Annotated in this window: 19 protein-coding genes; 10 read left to right on the top strand and 9 right to left on the bottom strand. The window is 37.7% G+C overall.

Going from position 1 to position 25,688, the window contains the following annotated elements; all coding sequences use genetic code 11:
• Positions 1-20: 20 nt before the first annotated feature.
• The 3 genes from IWB64_RS02585 to IWB64_RS02575 are packed head-to-tail and all read right to left on the bottom strand — an operon-like array spanning position 21 to position 2,118.
• A complete protein-coding gene (locus tag IWB64_RS02585; RefSeq protein WP_194532534.1) occupies positions 21-422 on the bottom strand; it encodes a hypothetical protein in 402 nt (133 codons plus the stop codon).
• A gap of 27 nt (positions 423-449) precedes the next feature.
• Entirely contained in the window at positions 450-941 is a 492-nt protein-coding gene (gene purE, locus IWB64_RS02580; protein WP_194532533.1) for a 5-(carboxyamino)imidazole ribonucleotide mutase, read from the bottom strand.
• Positions 942-945: 4 nt separating this feature from the next.
• A complete protein-coding gene (locus tag IWB64_RS02575; RefSeq protein ID WP_194532532.1) occupies positions 946-2,118 on the bottom strand; it encodes a 5-(carboxyamino)imidazole ribonucleotide synthase in 1,173 nt (390 codons plus the stop codon).
• A gap of 110 nt (positions 2,119-2,228) precedes the next feature.
• On the opposite strand from IWB64_RS02575, the gene IWB64_RS02570 reads away from it, so the two are divergent.
• From IWB64_RS02570 to IWB64_RS02555, 4 genes are all read left to right on the top strand, one after another.
• Positions 2,229-3,335, top strand: coding sequence for an adenylate kinase (locus tag IWB64_RS02570; protein ID WP_194532531.1), 1,107 nt, complete (start codon positions 2,229-2,231; stop codon positions 3,333-3,335).
• Between the two features lie 189 nt (positions 3,336-3,524).
• Positions 3,525-4,526, top strand: a complete 1,002-nt coding sequence (gene obgE, locus IWB64_RS02565) for a GTPase ObgE (protein WP_194532530.1) — start codon at positions 3,525-3,527, stop codon at positions 4,524-4,526.
• A 66-nt stretch (positions 4,527-4,592) separates the two neighbouring features.
• The gene (locus IWB64_RS02560; RefSeq protein ID WP_194532529.1) at positions 4,593-5,114 is read left to right on the top strand and encodes a DUF4136 domain-containing protein; all 522 of its coding nucleotides are present in this window, start codon (positions 4,593-4,595) and stop codon (positions 5,112-5,114) included.
• 205 nt (positions 5,115-5,319) lie between these two features.
• The gene (locus IWB64_RS02555) at positions 5,320-5,685 is read left to right on the top strand and encodes a hypothetical protein (RefSeq protein WP_194552266.1); all 366 of its coding nucleotides are present in this window, start codon (positions 5,320-5,322) and stop codon (positions 5,683-5,685) included.
• Between the two features lie 23 nt (positions 5,686-5,708).
• Here the strand turns inward: IWB64_RS02555 and IWB64_RS02550 are convergent, their stop codons facing one another.
• The 6 genes from IWB64_RS02550 to IWB64_RS02525 form a co-directional block, all read right to left on the bottom strand.
• Positions 5,709-11,765 (bottom strand): alpha-2-macroglobulin family protein, encoded by a 6,057-nt coding sequence (locus IWB64_RS02550; protein WP_194532527.1) that lies wholly within the window; start codon positions 11,763-11,765, stop codon positions 5,709-5,711.
• A gap of 114 nt (positions 11,766-11,879) precedes the next feature.
• Entirely contained in the window at positions 11,880-12,665 is a 786-nt protein-coding gene (locus tag IWB64_RS02545) for an SDR family oxidoreductase (RefSeq protein ID WP_194532526.1), read from the bottom strand.
• Positions 12,666-12,701: 36 nt separating this feature from the next.
• On the bottom strand, positions 12,702-13,013 hold the full coding sequence (locus tag IWB64_RS02540) for a cupin domain-containing protein (RefSeq protein ID WP_194532525.1): 312 nt from the start codon (positions 13,011-13,013) through the stop codon (positions 12,702-12,704).
• Between the two features lie 141 nt (positions 13,014-13,154).
• Positions 13,155-15,299, bottom strand: a complete 2,145-nt coding sequence (locus IWB64_RS02535) for an OmpA family protein (protein WP_194532524.1) — start codon at positions 15,297-15,299, stop codon at positions 13,155-13,157.
• A 2-nt stretch (positions 15,300-15,301) separates the two neighbouring features.
• Complete coding sequence (locus IWB64_RS02530) at positions 15,302-16,240, bottom strand: PorP/SprF family type IX secretion system membrane protein (RefSeq protein WP_194532523.1); 939 nt, start codon at positions 16,238-16,240, stop codon at positions 15,302-15,304.
• Between the two features lie 3 nt (positions 16,241-16,243).
• A complete protein-coding gene (locus IWB64_RS02525) occupies positions 16,244-19,111 on the bottom strand; it encodes a gliding motility-associated C-terminal domain-containing protein (protein WP_194532522.1) in 2,868 nt (955 codons plus the stop codon).
• Positions 19,112-19,385: 274 nt separating this feature from the next.
• Here IWB64_RS02525 and IWB64_RS02520 point away from each other — a divergent pair, with 274 nt between their 5' ends.
• The 6 genes from IWB64_RS02520 (at position 19,386) to IWB64_RS02495 (ending at position 25,645) form a co-directional block, all read left to right on the top strand.
• Positions 19,386-20,744, top strand: coding sequence for a UDP-N-acetylmuramate--L-alanine ligase (locus IWB64_RS02520; protein ID WP_194532521.1), 1,359 nt, complete (start codon positions 19,386-19,388; stop codon positions 20,742-20,744).
• A gap of 111 nt (positions 20,745-20,855) precedes the next feature.
• Positions 20,856-21,554, top strand: a complete 699-nt coding sequence (gene radC / locus IWB64_RS02515; RefSeq protein WP_194532520.1) for a RadC family protein — start codon at positions 20,856-20,858, stop codon at positions 21,552-21,554.
• Positions 21,555-21,633: 79 nt separating this feature from the next.
• Positions 21,634-22,929 carry a polysaccharide deacetylase family protein gene (locus tag IWB64_RS02510; protein ID WP_194532519.1) on the top strand — a complete coding sequence of 432 codons (1,296 nt, stop codon included), beginning with the start codon at positions 21,634-21,636 and terminating at the stop codon, positions 22,927-22,929.
• Positions 22,922-23,611, top strand: coding sequence for a YjjG family noncanonical pyrimidine nucleotidase (locus IWB64_RS02505; RefSeq protein ID WP_194532518.1), 690 nt, complete (start codon positions 22,922-22,924; stop codon positions 23,609-23,611). Before IWB64_RS02510 ends, IWB64_RS02505 begins: the two co-directional genes overlap by 8 nt.
• A gap of 88 nt (positions 23,612-23,699) precedes the next feature.
• Positions 23,700-24,218, top strand: a complete 519-nt coding sequence (locus tag IWB64_RS02500; RefSeq protein WP_194532517.1) for a hypothetical protein — start codon at positions 23,700-23,702, stop codon at positions 24,216-24,218.
• The gene (locus IWB64_RS02495) at positions 24,215-25,645 is read left to right on the top strand and encodes a DUF5723 family protein (RefSeq protein ID WP_194532516.1); all 1,431 of its coding nucleotides are present in this window, start codon (positions 24,215-24,217) and stop codon (positions 25,643-25,645) included. Before IWB64_RS02500 ends, IWB64_RS02495 begins: the two co-directional genes overlap by 4 nt.
• Positions 25,646-25,688 lie beyond the last annotated feature (43 nt).

The raw sequence follows: 25,688 nt of genomic DNA, 5'->3' as shown, positions 1-25,688 counted from the left end.
TGACGTAAGTTTTTTTTGGTTTAAGATTCTATGGGGTTGTTCTTAGACTTTATCCAAGTGTTAATAAGGTCTAGCATAAGTGCAAGACCTGCTAAAAGAAAAGATAATGCAGCTCCGGTTACAAAAGCAAAGTTGCGATCGGCTCCGCTCATTACTTTATCTCTAACAAATCTGTATTGGTCTGTATATTCCTTAAGTCCAATGCTACCATCTGCATTAAGGTCAAAAGTACTTAGTTGCATTTCATAGTATTTCCAACGAAAGAAAACCAGAACAAGTATCAATACATACATAGAGAAGAAAAATAAAGCGCTTCTCCAGAGACTTTTTAAATAGGGGTTATTGATTCTTCGCTCAATAAAAGCTAGGGCAATAATAGCCAACACACCAATTATAAAACCTATAAGTGAAGGGTAATTCATGAATTGTAATTTTTAATAACCTAAATGTTACTTCTTACCACTGACGGATTTTGCACCGTCTATTACTTTTTGTTTTAGGCCTTCTTTATATAAAATAACCTTGTCAAGAACGCATTTGTCCGAGCTTCCTATAATCTGGGCCGCCAAAATACCGGCATTTTTTGCTCCGTTTAGAGCTACTGTTGCTACAGGAACACCACCGGGCATTTGAAGAATGGATAAGATAGAATCCCAACCATCTATAGAATTGCTACTTTTTACGGGAACACCTATAACGGGTAAAGGAGACATAGATGCTACCATTCCAGGAAGGTGAGCTGCACCACCGGCACCGGCAATAATTACGGTATAACCATTGGTATGTGCATTTTTACTAAAATCAAAAAGTTTTTCAGGAGTTCTGTGCGCAGAAACGATATCTACATCAACCTCAATGTCAAATCCCTTTAAAATGTCTATGGCGTCTTGCATTACGGGCATATCACTAGTGCTGCCCATTACTACGGCTACTTTACTCATATGATTATTTGCTTATCACTTTAATAGTTTCCTTTACTTGTTGCGCAATTTTGCGAGCTTCGGAAATAGATTCGTTTACTATGGTTACATGACCCATTTTTCTAAAAGGGCGGGTTTGTTTTTTGCCGTAAATATGAGGAGTTACTCCTTCCATTCCTAAAATTTTGGACATATTTTCATAAACGACCTCACCCGTATGGCCTTCGGCGCCTACTAGATTTACCATAATACCGGCAACCTTACTTTTTGTATCACCTAATGGAAGGTCTAAAATAGCGCGAAGATGTTGCTCAAACTGGTTGGTGTAACTAGCCTCAATACTGTAATGACCACTGTTGTGGGGTCTTGGAGCAACTTCGTTAACTATGATTTGGTCATCTTTAGTCTGGAAAAGTTCTACGGCCAAAAGACCAACATGTTGTATTTTCTCTGAAACCTTCAACGCTATTTCTTGAGCTTTTTGGGCAACGGTATCACTAATTCTAGCGGGACAGATAACATATTCTACTTGATTGGCTTCTGGGTGAAATTCCATTTCTACCACGGGATATGTTTTTACCTCACCACTAACACTACGGGTAACAATAACGGCAAGTTCATTTTTAAAGTCGATCATCTTTTCGGCAATACATTCGCCCATAGGAAGTTCGTCTAAATCTGCAATCTTACGTACAACTTTTACCCCTTGTCCGTCGTAACCAAATTGCGCAGCTTTCCAAATAAAAGGAAAATCTAAAGCACCATTTAAGATACTATCTTTTATTTCACTCTTGTAGGCAAATCTTTGAAAATCTGCTGTTGGTATATTGTTATCCACATAAAAAAGCTTTTGTTTTGCTTTGTTCTGGATAATTCTAAGTGCTTTGGTTTGCGGAAAAACCTTTAAACCTTCATCTTCCAGTTTTTCTAAGGCATCTACATTAACATTTTCAATTTCAATGGTAAGCACATCCACCTGCTTCCCTAAATTGTAAACGGCATCAAAATCCATTAGGTCGCCCAGTACAAATTCATTGCACGCAATTTTTGAAGGAGCTTCTGCGGAAGAGTCCATAACCACGGTATGAATATCAAATTTACGGGTTTCGTAAAGGAGCATTTTACCGAGCTGGCCACCGCCTAAAATCCCCAATTTAAACTGTGAAGAAAAGTACTCCGATGAATTATCTGTTGACATGCAATTGATTTTGAACTGATGCAAAAATACATCGAATTCTTAAAACGCAAGGTGTGTGTTCAAAAAAGCAAAATCAAAGTGGTATATTAGCCGTTCTTTAAAAATGCGATGTGATAAAGCTACACGATAAACATTTTAAACCGTTCTTGAGCGAAGCGCAGATAAAAGCAGCCGTAAAAAAAGTTGCCGAACAAGTTGCCGCTGATTATAAGGATGAAACACCAATTTTTGTAGGGGTACTTAATGGGTCGTTTATGTTCGTATCAGACTTTCTGAAGGAATATCAACATCCTTGCGAAGTGTCGTTTGTGAAATTAAGCTCCTATCAGGGTTTGACATCTACTGGTATAGTAGAGACCCTCTTAGATGTTTCTGAAGATATAGAAGGCCGTAGTGTTATTATTCTTGAAGATATAATAGATACGGGCCGTACGCTCAAAAAATTAATACATCTTTTCTCAAAGGCCAACGTTAAGGAATTTAAGGTTGCAAGTCTTTTTTATAAGTCTGAAATATACAATGGTGAGTATACCATTGATTATATAGGTATTGATATACCTGATAAATTTATTGTGGGATATGGTCTGGATTATAACGAGTTAGGCCGAAATCTAAAAGAAGTTTACCAATTAAACCAAAAACATATGATCAATCTCGTGCTTTTCGGGAAACCGGGTGCCGGAAAAGGAACCCAAGCTGATTTTTTAAAGGATAAGTACAACCTGAAACACATTTCTACAGGAGATCTTTTTCGTTACAATATGAAAAATGATACTGAACTAGGGCAATTGGCGAAATCTTACATTAATCGTGGCGATTTGGTTCCTGATGAAGTAACTATAAAAATGTTGCAAGATGCGGTTGAGAAAAATCCAGATGCAAGCGGATTTATTTTTGACGGTTTTCCTCGTACAACTGCTCAAGCAGAAGCTTTAGATGCTTTCTTGGCCACAAAAGAAATGAAAATAGATGCAACTATCGCTTTAGAAGCAAATGATGAAGTTCTTATTAAGCGTTTGCTGGAAAGAGGTAAGGTTAGCGGTCGTAGTGATGATCAAGACGAATCTAAGATACGCAATCGTTTTGATGAGTATAATGAGAAAACAGCGCCTTTAAAAGATTTTTATGAGGCTCAGAATAAATTTCACAGTGTAAACGGTATTGGTGCCATAGATGAAATAACCCATCGCTTGGCAAAGGTTATCGAGGAGCTTTAGTACGCTCTCGATTTCTAATAGTATCTTAAGGAGAGTTGAACAGGTCTAAACTGCAGATTAGGCTTGTTTCAACTCTCTTTTTGGCTTTATAAGGCTAACTTCTAAATGCATAGCTTGTTTAAGCTTCATGCGAAATGCGTATTTTTGCGGAAATGTTGGCTGTCGTCAATATATAATTGAGAATATTTTATGACTGAGGGTAATTTTGTAGACTACGTTAGGATTAATGCGGAATCTGGTAAAGGAGGAAAGGGCTCTGTGCATTTGCATAGGGAAAAGTTCATTACCAAGGGCGGTCCGGATGGAGGAGATGGCGGTCGTGGAGGTCATATTATCTTACGAGGAAATAATAATTTATGGACGCTTGTAACCTTTAAGTTTAAAAAGCATTTTAAGTCTGGTCACGGCGGTAACGGTAGTAAATCCCGTAGTTCTGGTGCAGATGGCGAAGATGTATACTTAGATGTTCCATTAGGTACGGTGGTAAAGGATTCAGAAACAGCAGAAGTGTTGTTCGAAATCACGGAGCATGGCGAAGAACGTATTTTGGCAGAAGGCGGAATGGGTGGTAGAGGTAACTGGCATTTTAAGACCAGTACCAATCAAACTCCAAGATATGCCCAACCCGGTGTTCCTGGACAGGAAGTAGAGGTTATTCTTGAGTTGAAGTTACTGGCAGATGTTGGTCTTGTAGGTTTTCCTAATGCTGGTAAATCTACTTTATTATCAGTAATTACATCAGCAAAACCAAAAATTGCAGCTTACGAATTTACAACCCTGAAACCCAATTTGGGTATTGTGGAACATCGTAATTTTCAGAGTTTCGTGATGGCGGATATTCCTGGAATTATAGAAGGTGCTGCAGAAGGAAAAGGATTAGGTCATTATTTTTTACGACATATAGAGCGTAATTCTACCCTGTTGTTTTTAATACCTGCGGATAGTAAAGACATTGGTAAAGAGTATGAAATTTTACTTGGCGAACTAAGAAGATATAACCCTGAATTGCTTGATAAAGAACGCTTAATAGCTATTTCTAAAAGCGATATGTTGGATCAGGAGCTTATGGATGAAATGCGCATAGAACTAGATAAAGATTTAGATAGTACACCGTATATATTTATTTCTTCAGTGGCGCAACAGGGCATTATGGAATTAAAAGATAAGCTTTGGGCTATGTTGAATAGTTAGGAGGGCCTGATTGGTTGTTAAATTCAGCCTGATTATAATTCCTTAAATTTACTTTAAAACGAAACTATGAAGAATGTATTTACTTTGGTGTTGGTTTTGTGTTTGGCTTCTTGCAATACGATTAGGGTGAACTATGATTATGACAAGGGAACCGATTTCACCAATTACAGTACTTATAATTATTATCCTGATATGAATACAGGCCTTAGCGAGCTTGATACCAAACGATTGTTGCATGCCGTTAACGCAGAAATGCAAGCAAAAGGTATTCGTTTTTCTGAAGATCCAGATTTTTTTATAAATATAGATAGTGAGTCCTTTGAAGTAGCTAGTAATAACACTGTTGGTTTAGGAGTTGGTGGTACGGGCAGAAGTGTTGGTGGTGGATTATCTGTAGGTATACCTGTAGGGCAACCAAAACTTGAACGGGAAATCCGGTTTGATTTTGTTGATGCCAAAAAGGATGAACTCTTTTGGCAGGGGCAAGGTCAGGGCAATTTCAAAGAAAATGTATCCCCTGAAACACGTGAGGAAAAATTACATGCCCTAGCTGCAAAGGTTTTCTCTAAATATCCTCCCAAAAAATAGAACAGTAGACTGTTTATCTTTTCGTTTTGGAATGTATGGTGTAGTAGTATTTGAAAATTTTCTGTGTAGATATTATATTATTCCATATTTTCGAACATTCTTTAATAATAATTATGCCTTTCTGTTCTTAAAATTGACGGTGAGAGCCTAGATTATAAAGGAGATTTTTCTACCCCCTATCTGAACTTTAACGCAAATGTCCCCAATGCTAAAGCTAGCGCTTTATTATATTGATAACCATAAAATTGAAGTGGTTCACACATTCTTTGGAAAAGAAAAAATTCTATTGGATGGTAGAACCGTTTCTAAAAAAATAACTGAAGTAGGTACAGAACATACCTTTACTATTGGTGAAAATAGATATTGGATTGCGCAACGAGATATTTCTAAAGGCGAGAAGCTAAACAGGTTTGAAGTCCGTAAAAACGGGTCGCCTATATCTCTGGTTAATATTTTATCTCAAAAATCTTCTAATCAGATGATTCTCATCGTTATTCTTTGTGGTCTAGGCACCGGTTTTATTTTAGGTGTTATTCTCTACAAATTATTATGGCCTACGGTGAGTTTGTAAACTCCCTTTTTCATAAGACACACTTAATCACCAACCTCCACCCGTACTCCCTCAGAATGACTAGAAAACTCTGGGGCGTACATGCTTTGTATGGTTGTGATGCCATTACTAAAGTCCCCAGCGTTATTTACGCGTACATCGTATTCAAAGACATATACTCCTTTTGGTAGGTAATCAAAAAAGAAGTTGGTACTCGCATCCTTAGTACTTTCATAATAGCCCAAACCATCTTGCCACTTAAAACTAGAAATTACATTTACGGGCTCAAAACCGGCCGCTCGCATGTCTTTCATATGAACAAATTCCATATCCCGGTCAGAACGCAGTTCTATGCGTACACGGACTAAGTCGCCTACTTTTAATTGAGTAGCCTCAGTGACTTCAGAAATTTTCTCACCAGTAGCCGTATTCTTTTTCAGGAACAATTTTTTCTTAAGTTGCAAAGGTGTTTTTGCCGTGGTTATTTTATCTAAATCCTCAAAATATTGCCAGTACAGGGCTCCCCAGGCAATACCGTTACTTTTTTTGCTCAGTTGAACTTCTGCCATATTCGGCTTTATTTCATTGGTGTTCCAAGAGGTTTTAAAATAACCTGTTCCTGCTTCAGTTTTTACATTTTCTAGCTTCTCAGGGTTTATTTCGGAACCTCCTAAAGTAACGTTTACCGCATCGGTCACTGAAAGCCAATCGCTACCTTGTAGCAATAACGCGTAAACTGCTTCAGATGTAGATTTTGTGGTAGACCATTGGTTAGTCTGTTTATTCTTTAAGAGCCAAATTTTAAGATTGTCAACTGTTTTTGTGTCGTTTTCAATCTCTCCAAAAGCTTCTATTAAAAGCGCTTGTGTTTCAACAGGAGCCTGATACCAATACCAAGAAGCTGTATTTTCTTTCCAATACATGCCCAATTCTTCCGAAACGATGCTATTTTCTTTTAATCCTTTTAAAATTTTCTTGGAAGTAGTAGTGTCTCCTGCTCTGTTTAAGATAAGAGCTAACATGCCCTTTGAATATAGTCCTTTCTTGGTCCAGTATTTTTTAGCTTGAGCTAGATAGTATGCCTTAATTTTATCGACTTGCTTTGAGGTTTTTATATCCTTAAAGAAGCTTCGCATATACAAATAATGAATTTGCATAGGGCTCAAATGGTCATTATCGATGTTGGAAGCGTATTTTTGCATTTGCTCATATTCTGAAACAAATTCAGCGTCTAAATAAGCAATTGCTTTTTCGGTTATTATTTTGATAGAGGATTGATTTTCTAGAAAGGCGGACGATACTTTTAGTTGCTTTAAATGGCCCATACCTGTTATGATATGCTGTGTAATGTATCTGTTATCAGGTCCGCCGTTGAACCAAGCCCATGCACCGGAGTTTTTCTGATTATTCTTTAGTTTATTAAGTGCACGAGTTTCCTCGTTCTTCATTTTATTAAGGTTAAACAGTAGGGCAATTCGTTTTTTCTGTTCTGTTTCGGATTGTGCATCTCTGAGCCAAGGAGTTTCCTGAATTAATAGCGACTTTAGTTCATCGTTCTTTTCAAGATTGCCAAGCAAAGCATCGGAGTTTGCCCATTGGTCAAATACAGCTTTGATTCTTTCATTTGAATTTGCAATATGACTTGCCAAGCTGTTTGCGTAGTATCGAGAAAACGTTTGCTCATTACAATCATAAGGATACTCCATAAGATAGGGGAGTACCTGTACAGCATACCATGCCGGATTTGAAGTGATTTCTAAAGTTAGCTTATGATTTTTTAGCGTAGTTGAGGTGTTATCTTTTAATTTATCCAGAACAAATGTTTTGGTCTGGTTACTCCGTACCCACATGGGGAGGGTTTCAGTCACCAACATGCGGTTAGTCAAAACAGGAAGAACATTTTGTTCGCCATCACTAAAATCTCCTGCTTTCGCTATAACCGTATATTGAACGGCTTGTAGATTTTCAGGTATCTTCAATTGCCACGAAACTTGGGTGTTTCCTAAAGAATCTACTGTAAACGAATTTTGTTTTTTAGAATCGATTAGTTGTTCTGAAATATCCTTTCCCGAAATAACATCAACAAGAATAAGTTTCGCTTGTCCGGATAATTGCTTATCCGTTAAGTTGGCAATTTTAGTGCTTATGGTTATTTCATCACCTTCACGAAGAAAACGGGGTGCGTTGGGCATTACCATTAATTCTTTTTGAGTGACGGTGCCAAGCGTTCTTACGGAACTTTGCAAAGATTTTGTATGAGCTAGTAATTGCAATTTCCATTTTGTAAGCGCTTCTGGTGTTGTGAAGTTAAAAGAAACGTTACCCTCTTTATCTGTTCTTAATTCAGGAAAGAAAAATGCCGTTTCCTGAAGGTTTTTACGGATTTGAACAGGTTCAGGGTCATTCTTGCTGTTAGATTTGTCTTCAGTAGAATTTTGAGGTGCCATATCCATCTCACTTTTTTCAGAAACCTCAGAAGATGTAATTACGACTTCATCCAGACTAGCGCCATCATTTTCCATCATGCTCATAGGAGCTGCTGCACTCTTCGCTAATTGTTTTGTTCGGTTACTACCAAAGTAATTACCATAACCAAAATGTAACCCAAACCAGTTAAAAGAATCATACCCCTGAGGCGTATAATTATAGTTCTCTCTGATAAGATGCGTTCGGAATGAATTTGTTCCAAAACTAGTGTGTGCGTTGGCATAAATGGAGGAGTAATAGGAACTTCGGTCAAGTGGATGAAAATTCCAATAATGTGGTTTAAAAGAGTCTAGAGAGGCATCATACATGCTGGTCAATAACTCCGCCGAAGCTTTTTCGCCTTCTGGTCCTTTAATTTTAAACGACCAAGTTTCATCGGTTCCTGGTTGCAGTTTGTCTCTAAAAGTGGTGGTTTCAATTTCGAGCTGGGTTTCAGGATATGGAACGGAAACAGAAATTGTTCCTGAATCAAATGAATTATAGGCAGAATAGGTGTAATTAATGGCAAAACCACCCAAATCGTTTTCGGTTACCGGAACCGTAAAAGATTTTGAATTTTGATTTAGATGTATTTTATGAGTGTCTATAATTTTTTGTTCCTTTTCAACAAATACCGTCACGGTAAGGTCTTCTGAGTTGGAATAAAATGTAACCTCTACTTTGTCTCCAATGCTATACTCGGTTTTATTTGTTTTGACTTCAAACAAGCGGTTGTCCGGCAATTTCTTATCGTTGTCACTAATAAGCGTGGTTATGGCTTTTTCTGTTACTGTTTGCCCAAATTTATCTTTGGTCTCGAGTTCTATTATATATTTTCCAGACACCCAATTTTTAAGGTTCTTTGGATTAAACTCTTTAGACTTTTCTGTGTCAAAACTCTTCTGCCAGACTAATTTACCTTTCTCCCAGTTAACGGCATCATCTTCTTTGTTATATGCTTCATGAGGAAACAGATTACTGTATTCTTCTTGGTTCCAATTTTTGTAATCGGGTGCAGGCCATGCTCTTCGTCTTAAAACTTGTTTTGGCGCCTGTAATTTGAACATTTTTAATGTCCCTTTAGAAGGCACAGATTGTCCATTAAGATTAGTTGTGGAAATTTGTATTTTATCCTCATTCTTATCTTTGTTCCATTGCTCGGAGACGTATATATTGGCAATGACGGAATGATAACCTACGGATACAAAAGTGGTGGTGCTGTGAGTTTCTCCGTTGATATCGGTTACATCTGCCGTAATTTCATAGTTGAAAGTCGGTAGGTTTTCTTTAGATAGACTAGTGTCTGGTAAAGCCTTAAATGATATGTTATAACTGCCCGAAGCATCCGTAGTGGTTTCTCCGTGGGCTATTTCTTGAGGAGCCTGATTATAATAGGGCATGCGCCAATAGTACCAACGGGGAAAGTATACGGCTCGTTTAACTCGGTAGCTGACGTTAGCATTGGTAATTTTACTTCCGGCGTAAGCCGAAGCAATGCCTGTTACGGTAATGCTATCATTTACTTTATACGTTTCGGTTACAGGTTCAAAAGAGGTTATGAATTTAGGGCGTTTGTATTCCTCTACGGAGATATACTGCGTTTTATTGGCAGTCCCTGAAAAGGCATCTACTTCAATAAAAAATTCTCCAGTAAGTCCAGAACTTGGTAATATAAATTCACCGTTAAAAGAACCAAATTCATTTGTGGTAAATTCAAGTTCAGTTATTTCTTGACCATTCACGTCATAAAGAACAGCGGATACAGATTCATCGGCCACTACCTTCGATTTTTCTTCAGAAGTTTCCATCAGGATTCCTTTAAAGTAGACCGGTTGGCCAGGTCTATAAATACTTCTATCAGTAAATAGGAAAAGTTGGTTTGAAATGGTATTGAGCGTGTTTGTTTCTCGCTTTCCGTTTACATAATACTCTCCAAAGAAAGCTTTCTCGTCATTATGATTTACCTCAATTTTTACATCGTTCCAATTTTCAGTTGTTAGCGGTATGGTTACAAACCCCATTTTGTCTGTACGCTCTTTTTTGGTCAGATAGGGTTTGTTATAATTTTTAAGATAAATAAAGGTCAAATCGGCCCCAGAAACAGGTTTTCCTGTAGTTCTGTTAATGATTTGGTATCGTTGTTCAGAGTTGCCATTGGTTTCTACCAAGGCCATGTCAGTTACTTGAATCTTACTAAACGCAAAACTTTCGTTATTTTCCTTTTCAGGGGAAGCCAAGATGATGTATTGTCCGTTTTCTAAAGCAGGAAGCAGCACTTCCATACCATGTTGCTGATAGTCTTTTTCATTTTTAAGTGTAGCTGACCAACTTTCAACCTGTTTCAATTTTTCTATAAATGATAACTGTTTTTTTGGAGGGTAGAGACGTTCTAGTTCTTTATAGTCATTGTTGTTTACAGCGTAAGCAGTCAGTTGTAGAGAGGATAGATTTTTATAGTTGACTAACAGTTTTGAAGGCTGATTTACAGCAACATGTTGTTCCGTAATTATGGAAAGACTGGGAGTAAGGATTTGCAGCCGGAGTGATTTGCATTTTTCTGCCCCCATACTGTCAGGAAATCTAGCAATAACCTCATCACATAACGCAAGGGCTTCTTTACTTTTCCAACGTGTCTCTTCTTTCGTGTCAGGTTGGTACGTTTGCCCTTGTGTATAGTACAGTTGGGCCAATTCATAACTATATAAAGCTGAAATCTGGTTGTGCTTTAGATGTTCGGCAGAATTTTTTAAGGTTTCTTCGTAATGCGTTTCTTTGCTTTCAAAAGTGCCATTTTGGTAAACGAAGTTTAATCGTTCAATATCGGCCATAACCAAAGGTTCTAACTTTGGTTCATCAAAATGAAATTGAATCAGTTCCTGATATACCTTCAGCGCTTTGGCTTGTAGGGAAGTATCATCATTGGTATTTATATCATGATGTGCAAATTGATATGCTTCGCAGATGGTTTCAGAATCGTTTATCTCATATTTATCGGCTGGGCGAGTAATAGCGGTTTCATTGGTTTTATAAAACTGAAGTGCTGTGTGAGCAAGGATGTCATAAAGCGTAGGACGGAAGGTCTCTGAACCTTTTTGTTGATTTAATAATTCTTTTAACCCTTTTAAATTGGTTTCTTGAAGCTCTTTTTTATTCTCTAATGATGCCTGAAAATGGGTGTCTATTTCGTGGAATAACGTACTAAGGTCCCAAGTTCTAAAATCAACGCTGTCTACTTTAGATTCTGTGTTAGAGCGGTCATAAAACTGATAACGGTTTTGTTGAAAATATTGCCAATGGAGATTGGCTAAATAACTTTCTAAAATGTTTTTCGTTGGAAATTCAGCCCTTTCTATTTCTGCTTTAAAACGATTAATGATATTCAATTGCGCATCTTCTTCCAAGGTCATCGCATATTTTGAAACAAATAGTAATGCTTTTACAACCTGCTCCGAATTGTTCTCTTTTTCCGCTTTAGATGAAATGGTTTCCACCAGTTTTAAAGCCGATTTAGCCAAGTCTTCACGCTCCAATTTCTGCACTTCTTTCCAAAGTGATGTATAAGAATCTCCGTTGTCTTGTGCTTGTAGCATTTGTGAAAAAAGAATTACGGTGAATATGAGGGATAATCTTTTCATAGTATAAAATTACAGAACAAAACTGAGCAAAATGGATGCCAATAAAAACTATAAATGAGTGAGCGGTCCTATTCGGTGAGGGAATAGGATTTCTAAATTATCGTAAAAAAACAATTATAAACTTTTTAAAAGTCCGCCGTCAATTGGTATTTGAGTACCTGTAATATAGGCCGCATTTTCTGAAGCTAAAAAGGCAACCAGATAACCATATTCTTTAGGGTCTCCTATACGCTTAACAGGAACTTTAGATTCCATATCTGCAAGGACCTCATCTTCTGAAATCCCTAATTGCTCTGCTTTTTTAGAGTTTAGTTGTGCGATGCGCTCAGTGTCAAAATAACCAGTCAGAACACTGTTCACTGTTATTTTATATTGCCCTACATCGTTGGCCAATGATTTACCCCAAGTAACTACAGCTGCCCTTATGGTATTTGAAAGTGCTAAATAAGAAAGGGGTTCTTTAACGGATACAGAAGCTACATTTATAATTCTTCCCCATTTATTTGCTTTCATATGTTTTAGGGCGAGTTCAGTAGTGTATGCTACAGTTTTAAATAGCAAATTAAATGCTTCTTGGTAATCTACAGTCTGTTTTTCTAAGGCACTTCCGGCAGCAGGGCCTTGGGTGTTATTAACAAGGATGTCAACTGTATTAGTAACGAAATAGTTATAAATTTTCTCGCGGTAGTCATGGAAATCGGCAAAATCAACTACTAGGTAATCGTGGTTCTGACCTTGGTTAGTAGGTAGTTCTGCTACTATCTTCTTAAGTTTCTCTTCACTACGGGACATGAGTGTTACGCTGGCTCCGCTTTCAGCTAATTGTTGTGCTATGGCTTTTCCTATTCCTCCTGAGCTACCGCCAACTAGTGCTTTTTTACCTTCTAATGATATATTCATAATATAAGATTTATGGGGAATGTTTAATTCTGTTTTCTATTTGTACTCTTCACGAACCGGACTAAAAGCATCCATAAGTTTACAGGGAGTAAGTGCTTTGCCACTATGGGGGCTATGAGGTGGGATAATAACAATGTCATTTAATTCATAAACCTTTGTATTGCCATTAAGTGTAAATTCAAAACGCCCTTCCAGCACGTGCATTATTTGCTCGTTCATATGGGCATGTTCGGGTACAATGGCACCTTCTTCTACGGTCCAAAAAGCAAGCGACATGTTTTCTGAATGTACCAGTTTACCGTGATAACCTGGTATAATCTCTTTGGAAGGAATATTCGATAGGTTCATAGTGAAGAGTTTGTCTAACGAAGATAGAAAGAATAGCGACAGAAATGAAAAAGCCCCAAACCATATTTATGATTTGGGGCCAAGCTTGGTTTGGGTTATTAACGTTTATTAGAATCTAAATGCCTTTGTTTTTAAGAAAACTTATTGCCACTTTACAACTACCATTTCGCATCTTCTGTTCCATTCATGGTCTTCCTCTGAACAGCTTTCTTCGGTTTCACATTTTACGATGGGTTGAGATTCTCCGTATCCTTTAGCAATAATGCGGTCTGCTGTAATACCATTTTTGACCATGAATTCTTTTGCGGAATTTGCACGCTTTTGTGAGAGGTCACGATTGTACTCCTCATTACCTCGGATATCTGTATGCGTACCAATTTCAATGACCATACCCGGGTTCTGCTTCATTATAGCAACCACCTTTCCTAAACGTTCTCTAGCTTCGCGTCTTACGTACCAAAGGCTATAGTCAAAATGAATTTCTTCGGTTTTGATAATTATGCGCTCGTTTTCTTTAACAATGGCCTCTTCAGTGGCAATGACTTCCTCAATTTTCTTAAGACGTTCACGCTCTTCTTTCTCTAGGTCAGCTTTTTGCTTTATAGCAACCTGTTTCTCTTTTTGTATGCGTTCTAACTCATTTGCTTTCTCTAATTCTTTTAGCTTTTCGGCCTTGGCTAAGGCCAATTTTTCTGTTTCTTCTTTCTTAGCTAGAGCTTTTTTGACTTTTAAAGCTTCTCTTTCTTTTACTGAATACAGTGTTAGGGAACCGTCTATTGTCGCATTCCTTTCCGTATCTGAAATAATGATTTTAGAATTATCCTCGTAACCTTCTTTGTGGGCTGTTATGGTATATTGGTTGGAACAAGCGATTTGAAATTTATAAGAAGCATCGGCAGAAGTGATGATTTTTTCAATCATTTTTCCACTGGCATCCAGAAGTTCTATTGTAGCATTGGCTAAAGGAAGTTTGGTAGTTTTATCCGTTAGAATTCCCGCAATTAACTGCTTGCAGTCTTCAATAAGAAGTGGTTTGGTTTCCAATAGCGAATAAATGTCATCACTACCCTTTCCGCCAGGACGATTGGATGAAAAATAACCTCTATTGGTATTAGGGTCTAGTGACAAAGAAAAATCGTCATAACCACTATTTACAGGTAATCCAAGATTGTCCGGGGATTTAAATTTTCCATTTTCTGTTTTTGAAAGAAATAAATCTAATAACCCAAAACCAGGGTGACCGTTGGATGCAAAATATAAGTTGCCGTCTTCGTCAAGAAATGGGAATTGTTCTTTCTTATCCGTATTTATTTCCTTTCCTAAATTGACGGGATTTCCGAAAAAACCATCTTTTTGAATAAGTACAACATAGAGGTCAAAAGAACCAAAGCCACCTTCGCGATCTGATGCAAAATAAAGTTTTGTTTCGTCAGGACTTAAAGCTGGGTGTTCCGTAGAAAAATTATCACTATTAAAGGGTAGGGGAATTATGTTTTTCCAAGCACCATCTACATATTGGGCACGATATATTTTTAGATTACTGATTTTATCTTTCTCGGTTTTCTTTTTACTATTTCTCGTGAAATAGATTGTTTTTCGGTCTTTAGTAATGGTAAAAGTACCCTCGTGCATTTTTGAATTAATAGCGCTGCTTAACGGCATGCTAAGGCTATCGCCCTGTGTTATTTTTTCTATAGGGTGAGAATATATGTCAAGGTAATTCTCATTGTTCCATCTATAAAGCTTGGGTAAAGTTTTGGTTTTTTTTCGGGAAGCACTATACACCAAGTTAGAGTCTATTCTGGCCGCGCCAAATTCGGACGTAGTGGAATTGATATTTAGGTTTTCAATTTTAAAACGTTCGCCAATAGCACGCACGTTTTTAATATACTTGAAATTTCTTTCAGTCTGAATCACCTTATCGTTCTGATCTTTTTCAACATAAAAATCAATAAGTGTTTTTTGTGCTTTTTCATATTCACCAATAGCTTTCAAAGATTGGTTTAGTTTAAAATAATAGCTTTCATCTGTGTTTTCGCCATAATTAGAAATTAGATAGCCATACCAACGTGCGGCTGCCTTCATATCAAAAGTGTGGTAATAAGAGTCGGCAAGGTTTTTTATGAGCTTTGAACTCTTGTTACTTGGCAACATTTGCTCGTATAGCGGAATAGCGTCACTATAATACGCACGCTCAAAATAGGTGTCTGCTCGTTTCAGTTCTTGTTGGGCAAAGGTTGATACCGTAATACCCAGAATAAACCATATGAAGAGGAATTTTTTCATGTTTAGTAGAATCTAGGTGATTTGTCGTATCCTTTGCCGAGGCCCAGTAAATCGAGATTAAAAAGAACAAATATTTCGTGGGAACCAGAACTGTAGGTGCTTAGGTTTGATAAGGTGTAATCGTAAGCGTAGCCTATTCGTAAAGCTGGTGTGGCCGCAATATTAAACATAGCACTTACCGAGTCTTCCAAACGATAGGATAATCCGCCTTCAAATCGATTTAAAAAAAGCGCATTCAGTGATACATCCATTGTAAAAGGAGATCCTTGAACCATTTTAGCAAGAACGGAAGGTTTTAGTTTTAAATCTGGATTAAGTTCGTAAACATAACCAGAGGTTAGAAAAAGATGTATATTCTCAGAACCAACTCTATTAATTCCATCTTTATTTTCAAGATGTTTTGTTGTCAGTAAGTTCGGTGCGGAAACTCCTGCATAAAAATTCTGACGATGATAGAAAGCACCAACACCCACATTAGGGAATGTACTGTTCAGGTTTTCGTTAAAAGCAGGGTCATCTTGGAATTCTGGAAGCATAAAGCCGTTAAAGTTGGTTTCAAAAGTGGTAAAGCCACCTTTAAGACCTAATGAGAGATTGCTCTTGTCATCTAACTTCAGGATATAGGCAAAGTCGGCATAGATATTATTTTCTTTTAACGCGCCATCACCAATATTATCAGTAATAAAAGAAAGCCCCACTTCAATTTTATCGCTCATGGGGGCATGGGCAAAAAAAGTCAGGGTTTTAGGGCTGCCTACTGCATTTTTCCATTGTGAGCGATACAGTGCACCAAAATTGAGCATACCTTGCTCATTAGTAGTGTACGCAGGGTTTACCACGCTCATGTTGTACATGTACTGGGTGTATTGAGGGTCTTGTTGCCCATGGGCCGCAGCACACACCAACATCAGAAAAATAAAATATCGTTTTATATCTTTCATGGTTTAGCGGTTGAGGTACAATCTGCCCTGTACTGGGTTATGACCTTCCTTATTATATTCTATAATGTAGAAGTAGACGCCATTTGGGGCAGTGCTATTTCCATTATTTCCGTTCCAAGCGGGGTTATTTTGGTCGCCTTTGAATAGGCTTGTTCCGTATCTATTTAAAATTTCTAATGTAAATTCAGGAAAGATGATTTCTATGTTCGGTATAAAAAATGTGTCATTTCTACCATCCCCGTTAGGTGAAAATCCATCAGGAATAAAGAAGCCATATTCTTCTGGTTCACAATTGGTAAGGTCAATTGTAATAGCCATTCGTTCTGGATTCATACAACCGGTGTCTGGATTGAAACTTTCTGCATAGTAGGTAGTTCCGGCAATTAATAAAACATCTTCTTCTAGAGGAATACCGTTTGCGGGAGTGTCGTACCAAAGCACATCGTAAGAGGAATTGTTTTCTACATCCCTTAGGTTTTGTATCGAAGGATTATCCAATCCGCAAAGTGCCAGTGTGGAAAATTCTAAAGTAGCTGGCTCTAGTTCATATATCATGGGGATAATTTCAATACGCATAGAACTTTGACATTTTCCATCAACCTCTGTTCCGGCATAGTAACTCTTTCCGTCAATTAATGCTGTAGTATTGTCCAATACAGTTCCACCGGTTGCTGTTTCAAACCAAAGAATGGTGTTACTACTAGCTACACTAGAACTTAGATTATCTATTGACGGATCTTCTGAACCGCAAAATGTAGGGTTTCCGTTGAATAACATTGGCATTTCCGGATCCGAAAGGATTACCGTAACCTGAATTCTATCTGAACCTTCACAATTGTTTAATGGGTCTATGTTGGATATAAAATAATCCTCACCGTCAATAAGTGCTGTATCTATTGGGAGAATGTCCATATCTGTTGCCGTGTCATAAAACATCATCTCGCCAGTGGCGCTTACCTTAATATCTTGCAAGGTTGGTGCTAATGTTGGGAAGGCGGCAAGGCAAATAGTTTGGACAGCTTCGGCTTCCGGTAAAGCAGGAACGCCTTCAACGGCAAAATTTTCATTCACTTCAAAGTTGAATAATAGTCGGCATGGTGTAGTATCATCCTGCGTACTTTTTACGGTAATCGTATAATTACCCTGTTCAAGCGTAGCCACATCAATTTGATAGTCTGCGGTACCACCAATAAAGATTATTGTATTATCAATTAATACGGTATTGGTTTCTTGTGAAACTACTTCATAAGTCACAATATATTCTCCATCGGACAGTGCAGGGGCGTTTACATTTACATCAATTTCAGTAGCGTTACATGAATTGTTTACCAATATGTCAAGTTGAATAGCTTCTGGTATAGCGGTAATTATTGCAGTATCTGAAATATCGCATTCCATTGGGAATCCATTATCTACTTCAAAATCAAAGGTGTATTCGCCAGTTTCGGTAATTTGTTCGGTTGGTATGGTAAAAGTTGCACTACCAGCGGTAAAATTAATAGCACTGGCGGTGTGTGTTGTTTCTGAATTACTTGGCGCGGTAATGGTATAATTAACATCATAAATTCCGTTTGCACGGGTGAAAGAAGGGTCAAAAATATCGCTTAAGCTTACCGAAACTTCTTCGCCTTCACAGGTGTCCGTTACTATGGCTATAGGGTCTGTTGCAATAAACTCTATTGGAGATACCTGAATATCGGGACAAACTTTGTCTCCTAATGAAGTTATGGATAAGGTTGTGGTTACGTTCTTTTGAACTAAGTTGGCATCAACTTCAAATGAACCAGTACGGTCTGGGTTAAGCAGTAGTGAGGTAGTTTCTCCTGTATTTCCGTTTGAAGAGGTCAATAGGTATGTTACGGAATAGGTGTCGGGCGGGATCAACGTGTCGTCGTAATCGCTTATCTCTACTAAGTATTTATCAGGGTCTACACAATAGTTAGGAGCTGTAATTGTTCCCCTAAATGTGGGAAGAATAGTTATTTCTACTTCTGTTCTATTAATGTCACAAACCGCATGAGATGGGTATACGGTATAAGTAAAGGTGAAGGTGCCATAAGTATGACGGTCTCTAATAGCTTCAATATCTATAAGATGGTCCGTAAGGTCAGATAGTTGGTCAGTATCAAGGCCTTCTGACCAGGTGCCATTTATATCTTCATCTTCTAGGAGGCTATTTAAATCGTAGTTGGTATAGCCAGATAGGTCATCTGTTGTGCATAAAGTTAAATTAGAGCCTATTCCAGAATTCGCTGGTCTTTGGACTTCTAGTAATAATGTTACCAGTCTACTTGGGCAAGAGCCAACTGCAGGTACTGTGTGTGTAAATTCATACGTTCCCGTTCCAGCAGATTCGGCATCAAAATAGTTTAGTAAAAGAAATGGTGCCGCCTCTAGGGTAATAGCTTCCCAAACGCCATTAAAATCTTGGAACTTCCCATCCGTTTCATCTCCTATATAACCATGGAGGTTTACGTTATTGTCATCGCCGCAGGCATCTGCAGAACCGTCTATGTTATCTTCTCCCGGATATCCTCCAAGTGTTACGGTAACAACCGCAGACTCCGTCAAGCCACCGCAGGTATTTGTATAAGTAAACTCGTGCAAACCAGAGTTTTTAACATCCCAAAGGTTAACGATACCGGTATCACGATCAAGTGCGTAAAAATTTGCCGGGTCGTTGGTAGACCAAGATCCACCAAGAGTAGGGTTATCACCTAGTTGCGTAAAAAGGTTATAGGTCTTATTGCCCTCATCGGCATCTTTTGAGCATACAATTACAGAAGCATCTGTGCCTGCGCATTGCGCCACGGCATTTGCGGAAAAGAGAAGCAAGCAAAAAGGTAGAGCCCATTTAAGAATGGTTCTCATGTAATTTTGGTTGGTCATTTTGTAATGTTAGGAGACAGGATGCATCTTGCCTCAGAGCAAATGTAACTTGGGTAATAGGTGTAAGTGAATAAATGTTGTAAAAGTGAATGTTTGAAGGGTGAATCCTATTAAAAACGTAGCAGGAGTGGATAGAAATAGTGCATTTTGTCGATGTTTTTAAACTTTTGGCGGCAATTTGTGTAGTTCGTCGGAAGCTGTTTTGATATTTTTTTTCGTGAAATCAATGCCTATATTTGCCATAAATTCAGCGTTTATGCAGATTCATTTTATTGCAATTGGTGGTAGTGCCATGCACAACTTAGCTTTAGCCTTAGCACATAAAGGTGATGTCGTAACAGGAAGTGACGACGTTATTTTTGAGCCTTCTAAATCTAGATTGGAGAAAAGGGGTCTTCTACCCGAAAGTTTTGGCTGGTATCCAGAAAAGATAAATGAAAGTTTAGATGCTGTAATTCTTGGTATGCACGCAAAAGCAGATAATACTGAATTGCTAAAGGCCCAAGAGCTAGGTATAAAAATATATTCCTACCCAGAGTTTCTATATGAGCACGCAAAAGATAAGACCCGTGTTGTTATAGGTGGTAGCCATGGAAAAACTACGATTACCTCTATGATTCTTCATGTGTTGAATTACCATGATAAGGAAGTAGATTTTATGGTGGGTGCCCAGTTAGAAGGTTTTGAACGCATGGTACATCTGACCGAGGATAATGATTTTATGATTTTAGAAGGAGATGAGTACCTCTCGTCTCCAATAGACCGTAGACCAAAATTCCATCTGTATAAGCCGAACATTGCTCTTTTAAGCGGAATAGCTTGGGATCATATTAATGTATTTCCAACATTTGAGTTTTATGTTGAGCAGTTCCAGATTTTTGTAGACAGCATAGTTAAAGGTGGAAGCATTACGTATAACGTAGAAGATTCGGAAGTTAAAAAGGTAGTTGAAGCTTCGGAAAATACCATTCGTAAACTACCATATAAGACACCAGAATATACAATTGAAGATGGAACTACACTTTTAGAAACTCCAGAAGGCCCCATGCCTATTGAAGTTTTTGGGAAACATAACTTGAGCAATTTAGCAGGAGCTAAATGGATTTGCCAGAATATGGGTGTAGATGAAGATGATTTTTATGAGGCTATTGCCACATTTTCAGGAGCCTCAAAGCGACTAGAGAAAATTGCAGAAGGAAAAACTTCCGTAGCGTATAAAGATTTTGCACACTCACCAAGTAAAGTGGCGGCAACTACAAAAGCAGTGAAGGAACAATATGCGAACAGGAAACTAATTGCCTGTTTGGAATTGCATACATACAGTAGTTTTAATCCTGAGTTTTTAAAGGAATACAAAGGAGCATTGGATGCTGCTGACGAAGCGGTGATTTTCTATTTGCCAGAGTCTGTTGCCATTAAAAAATTAAAGGAAGTTACGCCCGAACAAATTTCGGAAGCTTTTGAACGTAAAGACCTTAAGATTTACACTAATGCGCAGAGTTTTAAAGATTTTGTCTTTAGTCAAGATTATGACAACTCCGTATTACTTTTAATGAGTTCCGGTAATTATGGGGGATTAGATTTAATTAAATTGAAAGAGAAGTTTTCTTCATAATATCATTTTAATTTGAGGTTAGGTTTTTAGACAAATGGCTCTTGGCGAGTGGTTTGTCTATTTCATCGGTGGTAGGGGGCACAAGGAATTAGAGTTTGCTATATTTATCAAATGCATGAAAAATCAAATTCATTCTCAATAAAAAATTGGTCGGATGATGACAAGCCCAGAGAGAAATTAGTCCATAAAGGACGGTCCGTATTATCGGATGCCGAGTTGATTGCAATTCTAATCGGATCAGGTAGCAGAGATGAAAGCGCTGTTGAATTAGGCAAGCGTATTTTAGCTTCTGCCAATAACAGCCTTAATGAATTAGGTAAGCTTTCCATTAAACAGCTAATGACCTTTAAGGGAATTGGGGAAGCAAAAGCGGTAACCATTGCAGCTGCTTTGGAAATGGGCAGAAGGAGACGAGGAGAAGAGGCGCAAAAAATAAGTAAAATCAGTAGTAGTAAAGATGCCTTTGATATATTGCAACCACGTATTGGAGAGTTGCAACATGAAGAATTCTGGATTTTGTATCTCAGTAATGCAAATAAAGTTCTGTACAGTGCACAGTTAAGTAAAGGCGGCCTTACCGGTACTTTGGTAGATGTCCGGATTGTTATGCGCCAAGCCCTGGAACAAGGTGCTGTCGGTCTAATCTTATCGCATAATCACCCATCTGGAACATTAAGGCCAAGTGAGGAAGATCGTAAGGTTACACAGAAATTAAAAAGGGCCGCTGCGGCACTTGATATAAAAGTTTTAGATCATTTGATAATTACCCAAAATGATTATTATAGTTTTGCTGATGAAGGTATTCTTTAACTTTGTTGTCTGGACTATTCCGGATATCACAAGAGGTAGGTTACCGATTACTAGTTGAAACTTGAATTTTTAGCAGATTATGTTACTCATTTATACCCATAAGATTACACCGCGTTTCAGGTATACCATGAAGCAGGTCTTTACGCGTATATTGGGTATTGAAATTTCGTTTACTACTAAGGTTGAGGATTTTATAAAGCATTCGGGTGCAAAGATTACCTATACCAAACAGCCTTTACAGAACGAATTTTTTATTCGTAGCAATGACCTTCTTTTTGAGCAAGGTATAAACGACTTGCAGATAACCGTTCGTGATTGGGAAGGCGTTCCATGTTTTTTTAATGCTGGCGAACGCAGTAACCTACCTTTTGATATATTTTCTGCAAGTTTTTATTTGTTGAGTCGGTATGAAGAATACTTGCCCCATGTAAAAGATATTCATGAAAGGTTCCCTGTTAAGGACAGTATAGCCTATAAAAATAAGTTTTTAAGATCTCCCGTAGTGGATATATGGGCATACAGACTTTTAGATGAACTAAAGCTTAAGTTTCCAGAACTGGAGTATAAGCCAAAGAAATACCGTTATGTTTCTGCCATAGATGTTACTACGTCTCATTGCTTTGCACATAGGGGAATTATTAGGAGTGTTGCTGGTTTCTTTTATGACTTAGGTTCTTTAAAATTTAAAAGGGTAGCACAACGTGTTAAAGTATGGTTCAACCAACAAGAAGATCCTTACGACAATTTTACAATGTTGGTTGATCTTCATAAAAAATATGGGGTAAAAGGTATATTCTTTTTTCAGTTTGCAGATTATTCAACTTTTGATAAGAATGTATCGCCGGATAATAATAAATTCCGTTTTCTTATAAAATCCATTGCGGATTATGGTAAGGTGGCCCTAGCCGCATCTTACAGTTCTTTCAATGATATCGACCTCTTAAAAAAAGAAAAGAAAAAGTTGACAGGTGTTATCAATAAACCCATAAACTGTTCTCGTTTACGGTATAATAGGGTAGACTTGCCACATACGTATAGAAATTTGGTAGAAGCGGAGTTTGTAGATGATTATACAATGGGTTACACCCATGAAATTGGTTTTAGGGCCAGTACTTGTACTCCTTTTTATTTTTATGATATCAATCTTGAAGTGCAACAACCCATTAGAATACATTCGTTTGCCTTTCATGATTATGGGTTCGTGAACAGCGATAACGATGTGGCCATAATGAGTGAGGTGCGTAATATTTGTGATGAGGTAAAAGCTGTAAACGGGGAGTTTGTGTCAGTTTTTTCTAATGAACTTTTGGGCGGAGAAGAAAAGATAGATTGGAAGAAGTTTTACGAAACCGTATTAAAACAATGCCATGTTTAAGGATATAGTTACCGATGTTTTTTTTGATTTGGACCATACCCTTTGGGATTTTGAAAAGAACTCTGCACTTACTTTTGATAAAATTTTTCAGGATAATAATATAGGAATCGCGCTTCCGGATTTTTTAGAAGTCTATATTCCTGCAAATTTTGCCTTTTGGAAGCTGTTTAGGGAGGGAAAAATAACCAAGGAAGCGCTAAGATACGAACGCTTGAAATCGGTTTTTGATGATTTAAAGTATTCGGTTTCGGACGAAACCATTACTAAATTATCGGAGGATTATATTTCCCATTTATCCTCTTTCAATCATTTATTTCCAAATGCTATTTCTATTTTAAATTATCTCAAACCAAAGTATAAACTTCATATTATAACCAACGGATTTCAAGAAGTTCAAGGTAAAAAGCTAAAAAATTCTAACATTCATAGCTACTTTGACCAGATTATTGATTCCGAAATGGCGGGGGTTAAAAAACCGGACCCAATTATTTTTAATTTGGCGTTAGATAGAGCAAAAACAAGGCCTGAAACATCTCTTATGATTGGAGATAATCTAGAGGCGGATATTTTGGGAGCACAGGCCGCAGGTTATCATGCCCTGCACTTTAATGCACATCAGGGACCAAAACACGATTTTTGTCAAATCATTGATGATTTACACGAAATAAAAATCTATTTATAGAGTTATATAGGTAATACCACAATTGCGCCAATGAAGGCCAGTATTTGGTTTTACCATGATAAGATTTATTAGATACACTATTCTTTGCATGTTATCCTGCCTCACACTTTATTCGTGTATTGAGGATCAGGATTTTAATCAATTTGATGAGATTGGAGTAACACCAACAGTTGAAGCGAGCATTCTTTATGTAGAAGCCCCGGAATCTTTGGTAAATGCATCAGCACAGGCTAATGTAATTAACCAGGAGTTTAATTTTGATGCTTTTAGTTCAGATGTATTCTCAAAACGGGTTCTAGATGGAACAATTACCTATATCGTAGAAAATACTACCGAATCAGAATTAAATGTTTCCATAGAATTGTTGGACGTAGATGGTAATGTTCTTGATACGGTAATCATTCCTGTAGCGCCTGCTCCTATGGAAATGCAGCAAATAGATATTGCTTACGGTAATTCAGGCCGTAGTATAGATATTATTAAAAATACTTCAAGCATACGGGTAGAGGCTACTAATATAAGTGGAACTCAAAGTGCTTCAACTTCAGCTGAGCCTAAGGTTATCTTAAAGTCCAGCGGAAAATTTAGATTGGAAATTATACAATGAGAATCCCCAAAATACTTACTGTCGTCCTTTTCTGGACATGCTTTGCTATGTTCGGACAGAACAAGCAGCTGTTGTATGATTTTGTTGAGATTCCTCAATCTGCCATGGTTAACCCCGGTGTTGATACAGATTTTCAGTGGTACGCAGGTGTGCCTCCTTTGTCTGGCATTTCTCTTCAAGCTGGTTTGAGTGGGATTTCTGTAAATGATATTTTTTCAAACGATGGATTAGATATCAATGATAAGATTAGAGATCGTGCAATTTATGGAATGAATGCGCGCGATGAGCTGAGCGGTACATTTCAAATTGAAATTCTAAATTTTGGTTTCCGAGGAAAAAATCCTGATAACTTCTATACCGGAGGAATGTATATTGAAGGAGATGCCATTGGTTATTGGTTTCAAGACTACGCCATTTTGGCTTTTGAAGGTAATGCGGACAAGCTTAATCAAGCTTTTGATTTAGGGCACCTCAAAACAAGAGGCGAGATGATGAACGTGTTTCATATTGGTCTAAACAAAAAAATAGATAATGAACTCACCATAGGAGTAAGAGGTAAAATTTACTCTAGTATTTTCGATTTCAACTCAACAAAGAACCAAGGAACTTTTATCACCAAAGAAGGAGTAAATAATATCTATTCCAGTACTATAGAGGCAGACATGCAATTGCGGACTTCTGGGCTCGACGGTTTAAAAGATGCCTCAGATGATGGTACGCTAGGGAGTACGATTACTAAAAGAGCATTTTTTGGAGGAAATCTAGGTGTGGGGGTTGATCTTGGATTTACGTACCAATTGAGTGATCAACTTGTTTTTACGGGTAGTCTTTTAGATTTAGGTTTTATTTACCATACAAAGGATATAAAAAACTACACTTTAAATGGGAAGGCTACAATAGAGGGAATAGAAATTATTTTGCCAGATGCGGCAGCTGATCCTAATGAAGATTTTTGGCAGGAGCTTGTTGATGATGTAGAAGGTTTTGTGCCATTTAATGATAACACAAATAGCTATGTAGCCTTTAGGCCTACCAAATTATATAGCTCTTTACGTTATAATTTTGGAGAACATGTAGATAACAGGGCAAATTGTGCCTGTGGTGTAAATGCTTCAAGCAACCGAGCACGAGCCAAATATGTAAACAGTGCCGGGGGGCAGTTATATGTTATAAATAGACCAAGAGGTCCGCAAGTTGCTTTAACCGGTTTCTATCAAAGGCGCTTTGGTAATTTCATGAGTGTTAAGACTACGTATACCATAGATAAGTTTTCATATTCAAATGTAGGTTTAGGAGTTTCCATACAAGCTGGACCCGTAAACATGTATGCTATGGCCGATAATTTGTTATCGTACGGCAATTTAGCAGATAGTAATTATGCTTCTTTTCAATTAGGATTAAATATCATATCTTGGGGCAAGAAATGATATTGTAATGCCAATTAACGAACAACTTCAAGGTTTGGCACGC

The organism is Zobellia nedashkovskayae, assembly GCF_015330125.1.
In the GTDB taxonomy this organism is placed as follows: Bacteria; Bacteroidota; Bacteroidia; order Flavobacteriales; family Flavobacteriaceae; genus Zobellia; species Zobellia nedashkovskayae.
Note: the sequence above shows the minus strand (reverse complement) of the source record. Positions and strands in the feature narration are given on the sequence as shown.

Bases quoted from the DNA above. Each gene is read 5' to 3' on its own strand.
- IWB64_RS02585 (WP_194532534.1), bottom strand. From the start codon at position 422: ATGAATTACCCTTCACTTATAGGTTTTATAATTGGTGTGTTGGCTATT.
- purE (WP_194532533.1), bottom strand. From the start codon at position 941: ATGAGTAAAGTAGCCGTAGTAATGGGCAGCACTAGTGATATGCCCGTA.
- IWB64_RS02575 (WP_194532532.1), bottom strand. From the start codon at position 2,118: ATGTCAACAGATAATTCATCGGAGTACTTTTCTTCACAGTTTAAATTG.
- obgE (WP_194532530.1), top strand. From the start codon at position 3,525: ATGACTGAGGGTAATTTTGTAGACTACGTTAGGATTAATGCGGAATCT.
- IWB64_RS02560 (WP_194532529.1), top strand. From the start codon at position 4,593: ATGAAGAATGTATTTACTTTGGTGTTGGTTTTGTGTTTGGCTTCTTGC.
- IWB64_RS02555 (WP_194552266.1), top strand. From the start codon at position 5,320: ATGCTAAAGCTAGCGCTTTATTATATTGATAACCATAAAATTGAAGTG.
- IWB64_RS02550 (WP_194532527.1), bottom strand. From the start codon at position 11,765: ATGAAAAGATTATCCCTCATATTCACCGTAATTCTTTTTTCACAAATG.
- IWB64_RS02545 (WP_194532526.1), bottom strand. From the start codon at position 12,665: ATGAATATATCATTAGAAGGTAAAAAAGCACTAGTTGGCGGTAGCTCA.
- IWB64_RS02540 (WP_194532525.1), bottom strand. From the start codon at position 13,013: ATGAACCTATCGAATATTCCTTCCAAAGAGATTATACCAGGTTATCAC.
- IWB64_RS02535 (WP_194532524.1), bottom strand. From the start codon at position 15,299: ATGAAAAAATTCCTCTTCATATGGTTTATTCTGGGTATTACGGTATCA.
- IWB64_RS02530 (WP_194532523.1), bottom strand. From the start codon at position 16,240: ATGAAAGATATAAAACGATATTTTATTTTTCTGATGTTGGTGTGTGCT.
- IWB64_RS02525 (WP_194532522.1), bottom strand. From the start codon at position 19,111: ATGAGAACCATTCTTAAATGGGCTCTACCTTTTTGCTTGCTTCTCTTT.
- IWB64_RS02520 (WP_194532521.1), top strand. From the start codon at position 19,386: ATGCAGATTCATTTTATTGCAATTGGTGGTAGTGCCATGCACAACTTA.
- radC (WP_194532520.1), top strand. From the start codon at position 20,856: ATGCATGAAAAATCAAATTCATTCTCAATAAAAAATTGGTCGGATGAT.
- IWB64_RS02510 (WP_194532519.1), top strand. From the start codon at position 21,634: ATGTTACTCATTTATACCCATAAGATTACACCGCGTTTCAGGTATACC.
- IWB64_RS02505 (WP_194532518.1), top strand. From the start codon at position 22,922: ATGTTTAAGGATATAGTTACCGATGTTTTTTTTGATTTGGACCATACC.
- IWB64_RS02500 (WP_194532517.1), top strand. From the start codon at position 23,700: ATGTTATCCTGCCTCACACTTTATTCGTGTATTGAGGATCAGGATTTT.
- IWB64_RS02495 (WP_194532516.1), top strand. From the start codon at position 24,215: ATGAGAATCCCCAAAATACTTACTGTCGTCCTTTTCTGGACATGCTTT.